The organism is Aeromicrobium sp. UC242_57 (assembly GCF_044452305.1).
Taxonomy (GTDB): domain Bacteria; phylum Actinomycetota; class Actinomycetes; order Propionibacteriales; family Nocardioidaceae; genus Aeromicrobium.
This window is the reverse complement of record NZ_JBIOAM010000003.1, coordinates 720880-735474: the sequence shown is the minus strand read 5'-3', so window position 1 is coordinate 735474 and position 14595 is coordinate 720880. Positions and strand designations below refer to the sequence as shown.

Genomic DNA, 14595 nt, shown 5'->3' with positions numbered 1-14595 from the left:
ACGCCTGTGGGCATGCTCGATCTCTGCCACAGCTTCTCCCCCCGGATGGCGAGACTGAGGTTCCGTCTCGCCGCATTCCACCGTAGTAGGTCGCCAGGATTCGGCGACTCGAGGCCGCGGCCTCCCAGCGGCGCCCTAGGCGCCCGCGACGTCGATGACCACGCGGGCCTGCGTCGCGCCCGCCAGGATGTCGTCGGCGAGCCGCGGGAGGTCGTCGAACGCCCTGACCGTCGTCATCTGGGCCAGCACGTCTGACGGCAGGTCAGCGGCCAACCGGTCCCAGGGCTCGACGCGGCGCTCGATCGGCGCGTACACCGAGTCGACGCCCAGGAGGTCGACTCCACGCAGGATGAATGGCATGACCGTGGACGGCAGGTCAGCACCACCGGCCAGACCGCAGGCGGCGACGGCACCGCCGTACGAGATCTGGCTCAGCACGTTCGCGAGGGTGTGGCTGCCGACCGTGTCGACGCCGGCATCCCAGCGCTCCTTGCCCAGCGGACGCCCCGGCTCGCTGAGCTCTGCCCGGTCGATGATCGAGCTGGCACCCAACGATGTCAAGAGCTCGTGCGACGCGGCGCTTCCCGTCGACGCCTCGACCTCGTAGCCAGCCCTGGCGAGCAAGGCCACAGCGACACTGCCGACACCACCGCTCGCACCCGTCACGACGATCTTGGCGCCGTCGCGAAGACCATGGGCCTGCAGGCGCAGGACACACAGCATCGCGGTCAGCCCGGCTGTGCCGATCGCCATGGACTCCAACGCCGAGAACGCCGACGGCTTGCGGACCAACCACTGCGACCTGACCCGCTGATACCTCGTGTAGCCACCCTGCTCGGTCTCGGACAGGCCCCAGCCCGTCGCGATCACCTCGTCACCCTCGGACCAGTCTGCCGACGACGACTCGACGACCCGACCGGCCAGATCGATGCCGCACGTCATCGGCAGCGAGCGGGCGATCCTGCCCTGGCCGGACACCGCCAGGCCGTCCTTGTAGTTCAGCGACGAGTAGTCGACCTCGACCACGACGTCGCCGTCAGGCAGATCGGCCGGCGTCAGCTCGACCCCGGCGGGCCGGCTTCCCCCTTCTCCGAGAGGACGTAGGCGGGAAAAGCTGGCGGGAATCATGTGCGCTCCGATCACGGGTTCACGTCCGATCCTAGGCACGCTCACACAAAAGACCAGCGCGCCTCCGGTCGAAGGACCGAAGACGCGCTGGTTGAAGTCAGGGCTGGCTCAGTGGTGCACAGGCGCCTTGTCACCAGTCGTCGCGAGCTCGGTGCTGGGCGGCGGCGGGACGTAGTTGTTGCGCGCCGTCAGCAGGCCGAACAACGAGATGACGATGAACAGGACGACCGTTCCCCCGCCGAACACCAGCAAGGTGTCGAGGGTGCTGCGACCTTCGCCATCGGGCCAGGCAGGTCCGACGGGCTGGTCGGCGAGGGCCGCGCCTGTGCCGGCGACGAACATGACCACGAACGAGAGCGCGAGACCGAGCACGCGAGCAGGAGTCCTCATGGGGTCCATCCTATCCACCCGTAGGCTGGGGTCGTGCCTCACCTCGACATCGACTGGAAGCTGCCCGAGGGCAAGGCCTACGACTGGTTCGTGGCGACGCCCGGCGCGATCGCCCTCATCATCGGCCTCGGGCTGCTGTTCCGCTGGTTCGTCTGCCGCGCGATCGACAAGCTCGTCCGGCAGGCCAACAAGGGCTCGGTCCCCGGCGTCATCGCCAACTCCCGAGCCGGCGAGTTCCTCGCTGATCTACGCCCTGAGTCGTACGAACGTCGACAGCAGCGCACCGAGGCGATGGGATCGCTGCTCAAGAGCGCCGCGACCGGACTGATCATGGCCGTGGTCGTCGTCATGGTCCTGGCCAGGCTGTCGATCGACATCGCCCCGATCATCGCGAGCGCCGGAATCGTCGGAGTCGCCCTCGGCTTCGGCGCCCAGAACCTCGTCAAGGACTTCCTGGCCGGCACGTTCATGATCTTCGAGGACCAGTACGGCGTCGGCGACATCGTCGACCTCGGGCTCGCCTCGGGCACCGTCGAGGCCGTCGGCCTGCGGGTGACCCGCCTGCGTGACGTCAACGGCACGGTATGGCACGTCCGCAACGGCGAGGTGCTGCGCGTCGGCAACCAGAGCCAGAACTGGTCACGCACAGTCCTCGACATCACGGTCGGCTACGACGCCGACCTCGACCGCGTGCAGCAGATCCTGCAGGACGAGGCCAACAGCCTGCAGGCAGATGCCCAGTTCGCCGGCATCATCATCGAACCGCCTGAGGTGTGGGGCGTCGAGCGGTTCGACAAGGACGGTGCGGTCGTGCGCGTCGTGCTCAAGACCGCACCCATGAAGCAGTGGCTCGTGGCCCGCGCGATGCGCCAACGCGTCAAGGCCCGCTTCGACGAAGAGGGCATCCGGATCCCCACGACCTTCCGCACGACCACCGAAGAGGAGCAGGCATGACCGAGCAGAGCGGTGGACAGCTGACGTTCTTCGACCAGATCGGCGGCTACGACACGATCAAGCTCATCGTCGACGTCTTCTACGACGGCGTCGCGACCGACGAGCTGTTGCGGCCCATGTACCCCGAGGCCGATCTCGAGCCCGCCAAGGACCGCTTCACCCTGTTCCTGCAGCAGTACTGGGGCGGCCCCGGGACGTACTCCGAGCAGCGCGGGCACCCCCGCCTGCGGATGCGCCACGCGCCGTTCGAGGTGACGTCGGCTGCGCGCGACCGGTGGCTGCACCACTTCCGCGCCGGCCTCGACAAGGCGGCGTTGACGCCCGAGCAGGACGCTCAGTTCTGGGCCTACGTGCAGCACGCCGCGAACTTCATGATCAACACGCCCGACTGAGCGAGTGGTGCAAACCGGTCCCCGAGTGGTGCGTCTTGGACAGACACGCCGTGGCAGATTCATATGGTCGTGACAACGCTTGTTGAATTGGAGTGTTGTCATGGTGAAGTTGTTCGAACCTGGGACGCGTGAGCGTTTCGTTGATTCGGTGTGTGGCGGGATGTCGCTGCTGGCGGCGGCTCAGAGTGTCGGCGCGTCGGTTGGATCCGCGACGCGTTGGTGGCGCCAGTCTGGGCGGATGGAACTTGCTCTCGTTGTCGGTCGCAAAGATGGCGGCGGTCTGGTGGCCCCGATCCCACCGTCATTGCCAGGAAAGCCCTCATCGTCTTGCCGTCGATCGTTGTCGATGATGGATAGGTCGTTGATTCAGGCCGGTCGGTGTTTGCAGATGTCGTACGCGCAGATCGGGACCTTCATCGGCCGGAACAAGTCGGTGGTCTGGCGTGAGGTCAACCGGTCGTCGAGCCCGGACGGGGTCTATTACGCGTCGGTCGCTCACCGGTTGGCAGCCGAGCTTGCGGCGCCGGCCCAAGGCCTTCAAGCTCGCTACGAACGGGCCGTTGTGCCGGTTCATCGAGGCCGCGATGGACGAGGGCTGGTCGCCGGGCTTGATCGCCGGGATGCTCACGAAGACGTTCGGTGACGATCACACTTGGAGGGTGTCCCACGAGACGATCTATCAGGCCCTCTACGTCCAGACCCGTGGCGAGCTGCGCGCTGACCTGCACCGCAACCTCAGCCTGAAACGCGCGAACCGGCGACCACAGACCCGTGATCGCAAGGCCAGCAGTCCCTACAAGGAGGCCTTCACCATCAGCGACCGGCCCGCTGAGGTCGACGACCGTGCTGTTCCGGGTCATTGGGAAGGTGACCTGATCGTTGGACCGGCTTCGAAGTCCGCGATCGGGACGCTGGTCGAGCGCACAACCCGGTTCACGATCTTGCTGCACCTGCCAGATCGCCATGACTCGCAGACCGTCGCGGCGGCGATGATCGACGCGATGCGTGACCTGCCCAAACACTTGCGGCAGTCGATCACCTGGGACCGCGGGTCCGAGCTCGCGGCCTATGAAGACATCCAGCCGCGTTGGACACGAAGTTGTTCTTCTGTGACCCGCACTCGCCCTGGCAGCGCGGCACGAACGAGAACACCAACCGTCTACTGCGGTTCTGGTTCGAGAAGGGAAGCGACCTGTCCGTCCATAGCGCTGAGGACCTCGCCCGCGTCGCAGCGACCCTGAACCGCCGTCCCCGCCCGACGCTGAACCTCAAGACCCCAGCCCAAGCGCTGAACACGCTCCTCAAAGAGGCCGCGTGAAACCAACCCGTTGCCACCACCCATTGACTTTGCCCGTCTCAGAATGTCCGAAGCGCACCACTCGCGGGATCGGCGGGTGGTTGGGGCGGGCGTCAGGCGCTGGCGGTCTCGTCGATCTCCATGATCGGATCGCCCTCCTGGACGATCTGACCGAGCTCGACCAGGATCTTGCTGACGTGACCACCGGCCTGCGCGACCAGCGGGATCTCCATCTTCATCGACTCGAGGATGGCCAGCGTGTCGCCGACCGCGACCTGGTCGCCCTCACGGGCGACGAGCTTCCAGACGTTCGAGACGATCTCAGCGCGGGCGAGGAACATCACTCACCCGCTCCGTGGGTCAGCATACGCAGGGCGGCGATCATGCGGTCGCGAGTCTCCTCAGGGTGAATGACGTCGTCAACGATCCCGGCCTCGGCGGCCAGGTAGGGGCGAGCGACCTCTTCGCGGTAGACCGCAGCGAGCTCGTCGCGCAGGGCCGTCGGGTCCTCGGCCTCCTTGAGCGCGCGACGGTGCAGCAGTGCGACAGCACCTCCGGGACCCATGACCGCGATCTCGGAGTTCGACCAGGCCCAGTTGGCATGGGCGCCGAGCGAGGCCGAGCCCATTGCGATGTATGCGCCGCCGTACGACTTGCGCACCACGACCGTGAGCTCGGGGCTCTTGGTGTCGACGTAGGCCTTCAACAGCTTGGCGCCGTGCGTGATGACGCCGCGGCCCTCCTCGACCGTGCCGGGCAGGAAGCCGGGCACGTCGACGAAGGTCAGGACAGGCAGGTCGAAACGGCCGCAGAACTCCACGAACCGGGCCGCCTTGACCGACGCCTTCGAGTCGAGGATTCCGCCGCGAGCGTTGGGCTGGTTGGCCAGGACACCGACGGCATGACCGTCGATGCGGGCGAACAACGTCAGGATGCTGGGTGCGTGGGTCGGCACGGCTCCGAGCCGTGCACCGTTGTCGAGCACGCCGTCGAGCAGCTTGTTCATGTCGAACACGATGCTGGACTTCTCGGGGACGAGAGTCGGCAGCGCCGCGACCGCACCGGGGTTGGCCGGCACTGCGTCGTGACGCTTCTGCTTGCCTCCCTTGTGGGTCGGCAGGAACGACAGCAGGAGACGGGTCGCGTCGAAGGCGTCCTCCTCAGAGTCGACCTCGAGGTGGGCCACCCCGCTGGTCTTGGTGTGCAGCGCGGAGCCGCCGATGTCCTCGGCCGAGGCGTCCTCGCCGGTGGCGGCCTTGACGATGTCGGGGCCGGTCAGGAACATCTGTCCCTGCTCCTTGACCATGACGGTCCAGTCGGTGAGGGCCGGCGAGTACGCCGCAGCGCCAGCACACGGACCGAGGATCAGCGAGATCTGCGGGATCCGGCTCTGCGCCTCGATGTTGAGCGCGAAGATGCCGCCGCAGCCGTGCAGGGCGAAGATTCCGTCGTGGATACGAGCTCCACCGGAGTCGTTGATGTAGACGATCGGGTAGCCCTTGTCGATCGCGAAGCGCTGCGCCTTCTGGATGCTCTCGGCCATGACGGCACCGATCGCTCCGGACGCGACGGCGGCATCGTGCGAGACGACGACGACCGAGTGGCCGTCGGTCGTGCCCCAGCCGGCGACGACGCCGCTGCCAGAACCCGCACCAGCCGAACGCATCGGCGTCATCTCGACGAACGAGCCGTCGTCGACGAGCATCTCGGCACGTTCCCGGGCCGTGTAGACACGCTTGCCCTTGGGTTCGACTCGAGCGAATCGGGTGTTCCGACGTTGCGTGAGGGTGTCACGCTGATCGGCAGGTGTTGCTGCTTCGACAACCTCGGGTTGGTCGAGCTTCGCCACATCGTCTCCTAAAACATGAGGGATGCCTCAACTATACACAAAGGTGAGGAAGTCCTCATATTTGCCGGAAGCGTGTCGCCGAATGCTCTCGCACATCCGGCAAGGAGTGCGCTACCGTGCTGGAGACGTTACTGAGCAAGCGCTTAGACCCCAGACGAGGAGAACCACCGTGACCGAGACCCGTACCGCGATCGTCACCGGAGCAGCCCGCGGAATCGGCGCTGCCACCGCCAAGCGACTGGCCGACGACGGCATGCAGGTCGCCGTCCTCGACCTCGACGAAGCAGCAGCCCAGCCCGTCGTCGACGAGATCATCGCCGCCGGAGGCCGCGCCCTCGCTGTCGGCGCCGACGTCGCCGACTCCGACAGCGTCAAGGCCGCCGTCGAGCGCGTCGCCGCTGAGCTCGGCGCCCCGACCGTCATCGTCAACAACGCCGGCATCATCCGCGACAACCTGCTGTTCAAGATGAGCGTCGACGAGTGGGACCTCGTCATGGCCGTCCACCTGCGCGGAGCGTTCAACACCGTCAAGCACGCGCAGCAGTACATGGTCGAGGCCAAGTTCGGCCGCGTCATCAACCTGTCGTCGACGTCCGCCCAGGGCAACCGCGGTCAGGCCAACTACGCCGCGGCCAAGGCCGGACTGCAGGGCTACACCAAGACGCTCGCGATCGAGCTCGGGAAGTTCGGCATCACCGCCAACGCAGTCGCCCCCGGCTTCACCGTGACCGAGATGATCCAGGAGACCGCCGACCGCATCGGCGTCAGCCTCGAAGACTTCAAGGCACACGCGGCCAAGGAGATCGCCGTCGCGCGAGTCGGCTACCCCGAGGACATCGCCAACGCGATCTCGTTCTTCGCCGACGAGAAGTCGGGCTACGTGTCGGGCCAGGTGCTGTACGTCGCCGGCGGACCCAAGGACTGATCTGCCATGAGCACCGATCCCCAGGGGTTCGACTCCTCAGCAGTGACCACGTGGCTGCGTTCGGTGGCACCTGACGCCGTCGCAAGTCCGCTGACCGCCACCCTCATCACCGGCGGCAAGTCCAATCTCACCTACCGGGTGACGGACGGCGTCCACGACTACGTCGTGCGCCGTCCGCCCCTGGGGCACGTCCTGGCCACGGCTCACGACATGGCACGCGAGCACCGCGTCATGTCGGCGCTGGCCAGCACAGCGGTGCCGGTCCCCCGCATGATCGCCCTGTGCGACGACCCCGACGTGCTCGGCGCACCGTTCTACGTCATGGAGCACGTCGACGGCACGCCCTACAGCCGTGCATCGCAAGCTCGCTCCACTCGGCAGCGAACGCACGCGGGCGATCACCGAACGCCTGGTCGACACGCTCGTCGAGCTGCACGCCGTCGACCACCGGACCATCGGGCTGGCTGAGTTCGGCCGGCCCGATGGCTACCTGGAGCGTCAGGTCTCACGCTGGAAGAAGCAGCTCGACGCGTCCAGGAGCCGCGAGCTGCCCGGGATGGACGAGCTTGTCGCGCTGCTCGAGGCAGGCATCCCGACGTCGAGCGACGGTACGATCGTGCACGGCGACTTCCGCCTCGACAACCTCCTGGTCGACTCGTCCGACACCGTGACCGCGGTGCTCGACTGGGAGATGAGCACGCTCGGCGATCCGTTGACCGACCTGGCGGTGATGCTGGCGTACCAGCAGCTCGGTGAGTCCGCCTCGACGTCCGGCGCTGTCGTGACCGACGCACCACGCGCTCCTGGCTACCTGAGCCGCGACGAGACCATCCAGCGCTACGCCGTCGGCTCCGGCCGCGACGTCAGCGATCTCGGTTTCCACCTGTCGCTCGCGTTCTTCAAGCTCGCGGTGATCTTGGAAGGAATCCACCTGCGGCACTCGCGCGGGCAGACCGTTGGATCGGGTTTTGACGGCATCGGCGACATGATTGTGCCGTTGATCGACGCAGGACGCGCTGCTTCACGCTAGGGTTGCGCCCGTGACGGCCGAGATCCTCGAACCCCCGGCGCCGCCCTACCCAGGAACGCAGCCACAAGAAGTTCGACCACCTGCTCCTGGTGGCGCGTGAGCTGCTGCTCGACGTCGGTTTCGAGTCGTTCACGTGCGAGGAGGTCGCCAGCCGCGCGGGTCTGCCGATCGGCACGCTCTACCAGTTCTTCCAGAACAAGTACGTCATCGTGTGCGAGCTCGACCGGGTCGACGCCGTCGCAGTGCGCCTCGAGGCCAGCAGCTTCTCCGAGGCGATCCCGTCACTCGACTGGCTGCGATTCCTCGATCGCCTCGTCGACCACATGGCCGCGCTGTGGGCCAATGACCCTTCGCGCCGCGCCGTCTGGCTGGCGGTGCAGTCGACGCCCGCCACCCGTGCGACTGCTGCCGTCACCGAACGTGAGCTCGCCGCGGAGGTCGCCCCGGTTCCTGGCACCGCTGACCCCCGGCACCCCACGCGAGCGGCGCACGATCATGGCCGAGGTGCTGGTGCACATCGTCTACTCGATGCTGAACTTCTCGATCCGCGACGGCCAGGAGCATGCCGAGTCGATCATCGGAGCCGAAGCGGCTCCTGATGGCCTACCTGCTCAGCGCCGAACGCCCCTAACGCTGACGAGGCACTTATTGCCCCATGGCGAGGTACTTTCTGCCCATGAGGAGACCCCGTCGGGCAACTACCACCTCTTCGAGGGGCCAGAACTACCTCGTCAGCGGTGGAGGACGACGTAGGCGGTCGCGTAGTCACCGTCGTGGCTCACCGACACGTCGATGGTGCACCCGGCCAGGTGCTTCGCGACCTCGCCGTGCAGGCGGACGCGCGGACGCCCCCACGCGTCCTTGACGAGCTCGATCAGGTGGTGGACGTTCTCGTCCATCACGGGGGCCTCGCCGTACAACGACGACGACCACGCCTTGATCACGGCCTCCTTGACCGCCCAGCGGGCGGCGAAGTGACGCGCGGAGTCGGAGGGATGACTCCGCGCATCACTTCTTTCTCCGGGAAGAAACACCGTTTCGAAACCGGTACCGGGTCGCTCCAGCTGGTCCGCGAACGAGGGAACGTGGACCAGATCGACACCGACACCGAGGATCGTCACTGGCAGGCAGCACCGAAGTAGGCGCCGTCCTCCCCGAGTCGTGCCTGCGGATCCAGGAGCATTCCTGCCTCCCGGGTCCGCACTCCCTCGCTGCCGAGACGACGGTCCGCCGGACGTTCGTACAGGGAGCGGCCCCCGTACATCGCCTGGACGAGCCGCATCCGGCCCTCGATGCTGCGGGCCTGAGCACGCTGGGCGTACTCGTCACGGTCCGCAGCGGGCAAGGTTGCGAGGAATGCTTGGGGGTGGACGATCGCGAGCAGACCGGCGACGTGACCGAAGCCGAGGCTCGTGACGAGCCCAGCCTTCAACGCACCCGTCGCGAGCGGCTCACGCAGCCACACGAGGTGCTCGTGCTCGGCCAGATCGTCCATGACGCAGTCGAGGCTGCGGTTGGGCGGCACGACACCGCCTGCGAGCACCTGGCACAGCCCGATGATCTGGAACGCCGCAGCGCCGCCCTTCGCGTGACCTGTAAGGGTCTTCTGCGAGATGACGAACAGCGGGTTGCCGTCGCTTCGACCGATCGCCGCAGCAAGACGTTCGTGCAGCCGGACTCGTTGCGCTCGTTGACACCCGTCGACGTGTCGTGCTTCGACAGCACCGCGACGTCATCGGCCGTCAGGCCGACCTGGGCCAGACCACGGGCCAGCGCGGAGTCACGTCCACCGAGACCTGCGGCCAGTGCACCGATGCCCGGCGCAGGGATCGACGTGTGGACGCCGTCGGCGAACGAACCGGCGTACGCCACGACACCCAGCACCGGCAGGCCCATGGCCGCCGCGACGTCGCCGCGGGCCAGCAGGATCGTGCCGCCGCCCTGCGACTCGACGAAGCCGCCGTAGCGACGGTCGTTGCCGCGGCTGAAGTACTTGTCCTCGAGCCCCTTGGCCTTCATGGCACCCGAGTCGGCGGTGGCGGACATGTCGGCGAAGCCCACGATGCCCTCGACGCTCAGGTCGTCGAATCCACCCGACACGACGAACTGCGCCTTGCCGAGACGGATCTTGTCGACGCCCTCCTCGACCGAGACGGCCGTCGTGGCGCAGGCGGCCACGGGGTGGACCATCGCGCCGTAGGAGCCGACGTACGACTGCACGACGTGCGCCGCGATGACGTTGGGCAGCGCCTCCTGCAGGATGTCGTTGGCCTTGGCCTCGCCCAGGAGCGTGTCGATGTAGAGCGACTGCATCGATTGCATGCCGCCCATGCCGGTGCCCTGCGTGTTGGCGACGAGCGCGGGGTGGACCCACTTCATCAGCTCGGACGGCGTGAAGCCGCTCGACAAGAACGCATCGACGGTGCAGATCAGGTTCCACAGCGCGACCCGGTCGATCGACTCGACCATCTCGGCCGGGACGCCCCACACCGTGGGATCGAAGCCGGTCGGGATCTGACCGCCAACCGTGCGGGTCAGCTGCATGCGGCGCGGCACACGGATCTCCGTGCCGGCCTTGCGGGTCACCGACCAGTCACCGTCGGCCGTGGCCGCGATGACGGTGCGCTCGGGATCGGCATCGCGCAGTGCGCGCGCCTCGGCCTCGTTGCCGACCGTGAACGTCAGGTCCTTGTCGAGGAAGACCGACGTCAGCAGCGGAGCCGCGTTGTCGACCATCGAGCCCTCGTCGACGTAGCGGCGGATGCCGACCGCCTCGCGGACGGTCTCCTCGTACCGCTCGACCAGATCGGCCTCGTCGACCTTCTCCTGCGTCGCGGTGTCGAACCAGCCGCCACCGGCGGTGTCCCAGCTGACCAGACCGGTCGACCAGGCCAGCTCGAGGACGCCGGCGGCCGACAGCTCGTCGGAGACCTCGACCTCGAACCGGGTGCGGGCCGAGCCGTACGGGCCGAGCCGCCAGCACCGACGATGACCACGAGGTCTTCGGGGCGGGTGTCGATCGGCGCCCAGTCGAGCTCTTCGACCCGGTCGAGCTGCGCCGGCGAGGGAGCCAGCGCCGCGATCGTCGGGGTCTCGTCCTTGGCGGGTGCCGCAGGACGTTCGATGCCCTCGGCCAGTGCCTTCATGTCGATGCGCGTGCCGCCCAGACCACCGGTCAGGTCGACCGTCAGCGGCTCGTCGAGCGCGGCGACGCGTGACGCCGTCGAGCACGTGTCGAGCAGCGCAGCGGCCATGTCCTGCGGCGTCCACGTACGGACACCAGCAGCCTCGACGGCCTCGATCAGCGGGTCGTTGGCACCCATCAGGCCGGTGCCGCGCACCCAGCCGATGATCGTGTGAGCGAGCGTGACCCGCTCGCCCCACGTGCGCTCGGCCGACCAGCGGGTGACCAGCGCGTCGAGCGCCGACTTGGCCTCGCCGTAGCCGCCGTCGCCGCCGAACATGCCCCGGTTGGGCGAGCCCGGCAGGACGACGTGCAGCTTGGCGTCGATGTCGTGATCCTGTCCGTGCGCCGACAGCGCACTGATCAGGCGCTCGACTGACCACAGCAGGATGCGCATGTCGACCTCGGTGCGGCTGCCCACGTCGCGCAGGTCACCGGCTACCGGGCCGGCGGCGAAGGGGAACAGCAGCGTCGGCGTCATGGCCGGCTTCAGCACCGTCGTGACACCTGCACGGGTCTGGGTCTGCTCGAGAGCTGATCCAGTCCGACAGCGAGTCGACGTCGGAGAACGAAGCCATGTTGGCCGGGACGACCCAGAGGGCTGCGCCGTTGACGGCGTGCGTGCGGTACAGCCCTTGAAGAAGGCCAGCTTGGCCGGTCCCATGCCGGAGGTCGTCGCGACGACCGTCGCGCCGCCCGCCAGCAGCTGACCGGCGATACCAGCAGCGATCGAGCCCTTGCTGGCGCCGGTCACGACTGCGAGCTCGTCGGACCACTGGCCCGTCGACGTGCTGAGTGCGTCGGAAGCGATCTGGCGGAAGCGGTCCGCCAGCACGGTGTCGTCGACGTGCGTCGACCACCACTGTGCCTGGGCGGCGACGACCCGGCCTGCTCCGACAAAGGAGACGTCCACGGTCTGACCCACGGCCAGACGGGCCAGGTCCTCGCGTGCGCTGGCCCAGCGGTCGTCGAACAGCACCGCGTGCTGCTCGTTGAAGGCCGGCGCAGTGAGCTTGGCCCAGTCGCTGCCGAGCTCGGCCTCGACTCGGGCGAGCACCTCGGCGTCGGCGGCATCGGGCTCGACGACGGTCGGCGTCTCGGTGAGGCCGAGCTGGTCGAGGACGAGGCGTGCCGACGAGGCGAGCACACCGTCGGGACCGGTGATCTGCGCGGTGAACTCGCCGAGGGCGGCCGCGTCGATCGTGGCTTCTCCCCCACCGGATGCCGGCATGTCGACGGCGACTCCCTGCCGTGCACCGACGGCCTGGACGCTGGCGTCCACCGCGGCGTCGACGTCGGCTCCGGACGCGATCGTCAGCGCACCGTACGCCCCGCCTCGGATGCTGGAACCGTCACGGGTCGACATCGCCAGCTCGGTCAGGACGTGGCTGGCCCAGCCGGGGCCCGCAGCCCAGACGTCCGTGACGCGTTCGGCGATCGCCGCCTGGCGCTTGCCAGTGGGGCCGAGGATCTTCTTGAGGTGGTCGCCGAGCGCCTCGGTCAGCACCGGGCCGAACGGCTTGTAGCCGCGGGCCAGGCCCTTGACCTGAGCCGACAGAGAGGGGATGTCAGCGTCGGCTGCCCCGTCGATCGCACCGAGGCCGAGCTCGCCGCCGAGGTCGACGAGCAGCTGGTTGCGGCGCGAGGACGCGCCATCGCACAGCGACTCGATCGAGTCGGCCGCGCCGATCTGGTCGAGACGCATCTTGGTCCACCAGGCGATCAGCACCTTGGTGGCGTCGGCTGCGTCGAACGACAGGTCTGCGGGCCGCGGACCGCTGCTGCTGGCGACGGCCGCCGGGGCTGCCGACGGAGCCGAGGCCGATTCGACGGGCGCAGCGGACGGGGTCTCGTCCTCCTCGACGGCGACCTGCTCCTCGTCGGAGGAGAACACCGCGGCGTTGTCACGCTCGAAGTTGAGCACCTGCACCGCGGGACCGATCCGTCCCGGCAGCTTGAGCGTCGACGACGCCAGGTTGGCGACGGTCGGCGACTGTCCGACGCCGATCTCGATGAAGCGCTCGACACCGAGTCCGCCGTCCTCGACGGGGGTGAAGAACAGGTCCTGCGTCTCGATCCAGCGCACCGGGCTCGCGAACTGCCAGGCCAGCAGCTGGATCAGGACGACCCGGCACAGCTCACCGGGACGGCTCGCCCACGACGCGTAGTCGGCCAGCACCGCGTTGAGCGGCTCGGACGGCACGAGATCGGCGATCTCCTGCAAGAAGGCACGCTCCAGCGTGAACGGGCGCGGCACCAGGTTCGGCACGTACCGGCCGGCGAGGATCGCCGGGTCGATCGTGACCGGCAGCAGCTCGGTCAGACGATCGCGGAAGTCGGGAACGCCGCCGTGCAGCACCGTGGAGTGGAATGGCACGTCGATGCCCGGAACCAGGATGAACGCACCCTTGCCGTTGAACTCCTCGCGACGCTTGTTGACCCGCTTCTCCAGGACCTCGAGTCCCTTGACGGTGCCGGCGATCGCGTACTGCGAGTCCTTGAGGTTGTAGTTGACGATCTGCAGGAACTCACCCGTCTCAGCGGCGACACCGTCGACGAACGCGGTGACGTTGCTGTCGTTCAGGCCGATCTGCGAGGGACGGATCGCGGCGAGGCGGTAGTTGCTGCGGCCGGCCGCGTCGCGCGGGACGAGCCCGTGCATGACCGAGCCACGCTGGAACACGACCTCGACGACGGCCTCCAGCGGGATGACGCCGGAGACTGCGGCGAGCGCGTTGTACTCGCCGACCGAGTGACCGGCCAGGATCGAGCCTTCGACGAAGTTGCCCGACTCGCGCAGCTCAGCCATCTGGGCGGCGCCCAGGACGGCCATGGCGACCTGGGTGAACTGGGTCAGGAACAGCACGCCATCAGGGTGCTTGTGGGTGACGCCACGTGTCACGAGAGTCGTCGGGTTGTCGCGGACGACCGTCAGGATCGAGAAACCGAGTGCTTCGCGGGTGTGCGCGTCGGCCCGGTCCCAGATCTCCCGGGCGGCCTTCGAACGCTGGTAGGCGGCCATGCCCATGCCCTTGTGCTGGATGCCCTGGCCCGGGAACGCGTACGCGGTGCGCGGCGCCTCGAGGCGGGCCGTCGCCGACATGACGACGTCTCCACCTGAACGAACCGTCACGTCGACGACCTCGGCGCCCGCGTCGAGACCGACCCGATCGGCTGAGATCGAGACGGTGGCACCCGGTGCGAGCGGCGACATGAAACGCGTCGTCCAGCCCGTGATGCGGCGGTCGCTCACGACCTGCTGGGCCGCGGCCGAGATCCACATGCCGTGGACGATCGGGGCTCCGAGCCCGGCGAGGCGTGCTGCCGCGACGTTGGTGTGGATCGGGTTGTGGTCGCCGGTCACGGCGGCGAAGGCGCGCAGGTCGCTGGGAGCGACGAGCGTCGCGCTGCCACGGGACTTGCGCGGCGTGTCGCGGATGTCGTCG

Annotated in this window: 13 protein-coding genes and 4 pseudogenes; 7 read left to right on the top strand and 10 right to left on the bottom strand. The window is 68.0% G+C overall.

The genetic code is table 11. From position 1 onward, the window contains the following. Window positions 1–135: 135 nt before the first annotated feature. Both ACHMWU_RS14505 and ACHMWU_RS14500 read right to left on the bottom strand, forming a co-directional pair. Window positions 136–1128 (bottom strand): MDR family oxidoreductase, encoded by a 993-nt coding sequence (locus ACHMWU_RS14505; protein ID WP_396044722.1) that lies wholly within the window; start codon window positions 1126–1128, stop codon window positions 136–138. 108 nt (window positions 1129–1236) lie between these two features. Continuing rightward, window positions 1237–1518 (bottom strand): hypothetical protein, encoded by a 282-nt coding sequence (locus tag ACHMWU_RS14500; protein ID WP_396044720.1) that lies wholly within the window; start codon window positions 1516–1518, stop codon window positions 1237–1239. 33 nt (window positions 1519–1551) lie between these two features. Between ACHMWU_RS14500 and ACHMWU_RS14495 the strand changes: the two genes are divergently transcribed. From ACHMWU_RS14495 to ACHMWU_RS14485, 3 genes and pseudogenes are all read left to right on the top strand, one after another. Next, on the top strand, window positions 1552–2472 hold the full coding sequence (locus ACHMWU_RS14495) for a mechanosensitive ion channel family protein (RefSeq protein ID WP_396044718.1): 921 nt from the start codon (window positions 1552–1554) through the stop codon (window positions 2470–2472). Next, window positions 2469–2864, top strand: coding sequence for a globin (locus tag ACHMWU_RS14490; RefSeq protein ID WP_396044716.1), 396 nt, complete (start codon window positions 2469–2471; stop codon window positions 2862–2864). The genes ACHMWU_RS14495 and ACHMWU_RS14490 overlap by 4 nt, the downstream gene beginning before the upstream one ends. Window positions 2865–2964: 100 nt before the next feature. Next, a pseudogene (locus ACHMWU_RS14485) lies at window positions 2965–4182 on the top strand (IS30 family transposase). A 92-nt stretch (window positions 4183–4274) separates the two neighbouring features. Here ACHMWU_RS14485 and ACHMWU_RS14480 read toward each other — a convergent pair. Both ACHMWU_RS14480 and ACHMWU_RS14475 read right to left on the bottom strand, forming a co-directional pair. Next, on the bottom strand, window positions 4275–4502 hold the full coding sequence (locus tag ACHMWU_RS14480; RefSeq protein WP_396044714.1) for a biotin/lipoyl-binding carrier protein: 228 nt from the start codon (window positions 4500–4502) through the stop codon (window positions 4275–4277). Next, window positions 4502–6010: an acyl-CoA carboxylase subunit beta gene (locus tag ACHMWU_RS14475; protein ID WP_396044712.1), complete on the bottom strand. Its 1509-nt coding sequence runs from the start codon at window positions 6008–6010 to the stop codon at window positions 4502–4504. Before ACHMWU_RS14475 ends, ACHMWU_RS14480 begins: the two co-directional genes overlap by 1 nt. Before the next feature lie 169 nt (window positions 6011–6179). On the opposite strand from ACHMWU_RS14475, the gene ACHMWU_RS14470 reads away from it, so the two are divergent. The 4 genes from ACHMWU_RS14470 to ACHMWU_RS14455 all read left to right on the top strand — a co-directional run bounded on the left by ACHMWU_RS14470 (window position 6180) and on the right by ACHMWU_RS14455 (window position 8564). Next, on the top strand, window positions 6180–6935 hold the full coding sequence (locus ACHMWU_RS14470) for an SDR family oxidoreductase (RefSeq protein WP_396044710.1): 756 nt from the start codon (window positions 6180–6182) through the stop codon (window positions 6933–6935). 6 nt (window positions 6936–6941) lie between these two features. After that, window positions 6942–7403 (top strand): phosphotransferase family protein, encoded by a 462-nt coding sequence (locus ACHMWU_RS14465; RefSeq protein ID WP_396044708.1) that lies wholly within the window; start codon window positions 6942–6944, stop codon window positions 7401–7403. Next, window positions 7288–7965, top strand: coding sequence for a phosphotransferase family protein (locus tag ACHMWU_RS14460; RefSeq protein ID WP_396044706.1), 678 nt, complete (start codon window positions 7288–7290; stop codon window positions 7963–7965). The genes ACHMWU_RS14465 and ACHMWU_RS14460 overlap by 116 nt, the downstream gene beginning before the upstream one ends. Window positions 7966–8054: 89 nt before the next feature. Further along, window positions 8055–8564, top strand: coding sequence for a TetR family transcriptional regulator (locus ACHMWU_RS14455; protein ID WP_396044704.1), 510 nt, complete (start codon window positions 8055–8057; stop codon window positions 8562–8564). Window positions 8565–8696: 132 nt separating this feature from the next. On the opposite strand, the gene ACHMWU_RS14450 is transcribed toward ACHMWU_RS14455, so the two are convergent. The 6 genes and pseudogenes from ACHMWU_RS14450 to ACHMWU_RS14425 all read right to left on the bottom strand — a co-directional run. Then, complete coding sequence (locus tag ACHMWU_RS14450) at window positions 8697–9086, bottom strand: holo-ACP synthase (RefSeq protein WP_396044702.1); 390 nt, start codon at window positions 9084–9086, stop codon at window positions 8697–8699. Then, window positions 9083–9430 carry a hypothetical protein gene (locus ACHMWU_RS14445; protein WP_396044700.1) on the bottom strand — a complete coding sequence of 116 codons (348 nt, stop codon included), beginning with the start codon at window positions 9428–9430 and terminating at the stop codon, window positions 9083–9085. The genes ACHMWU_RS14450 and ACHMWU_RS14445 overlap by 4 nt, the downstream gene beginning before the upstream one ends. Window positions 9431–9529: 99 nt before the next feature. Then, a pseudogene (locus ACHMWU_RS14440) lies at window positions 9530–9580 on the bottom strand (hypothetical protein); the annotation flags it as partial. 353 nt (window positions 9581–9933) lie between these two features. Beyond that, a pseudogene (locus tag ACHMWU_RS14435) lies at window positions 9934–10701 on the bottom strand (beta-ketoacyl synthase N-terminal-like domain-containing protein); the annotation flags it as partial. Then, window positions 10674–14282, bottom strand: coding sequence for an acyltransferase domain-containing protein (locus ACHMWU_RS14430; protein WP_396046766.1), 3609 nt, complete (start codon window positions 14280–14282; stop codon window positions 10674–10676). The pseudogene ACHMWU_RS14435 and the gene ACHMWU_RS14430, both read right to left, overlap by 28 nt. A gap of 45 nt (window positions 14283–14327) precedes the next feature. Then, window positions 14328–14513: pseudogene (locus tag ACHMWU_RS14425) on the bottom strand (MaoC/PaaZ C-terminal domain-containing protein); the annotation flags it as partial. Window positions 14514–14595 lie beyond the last annotated feature (82 nt).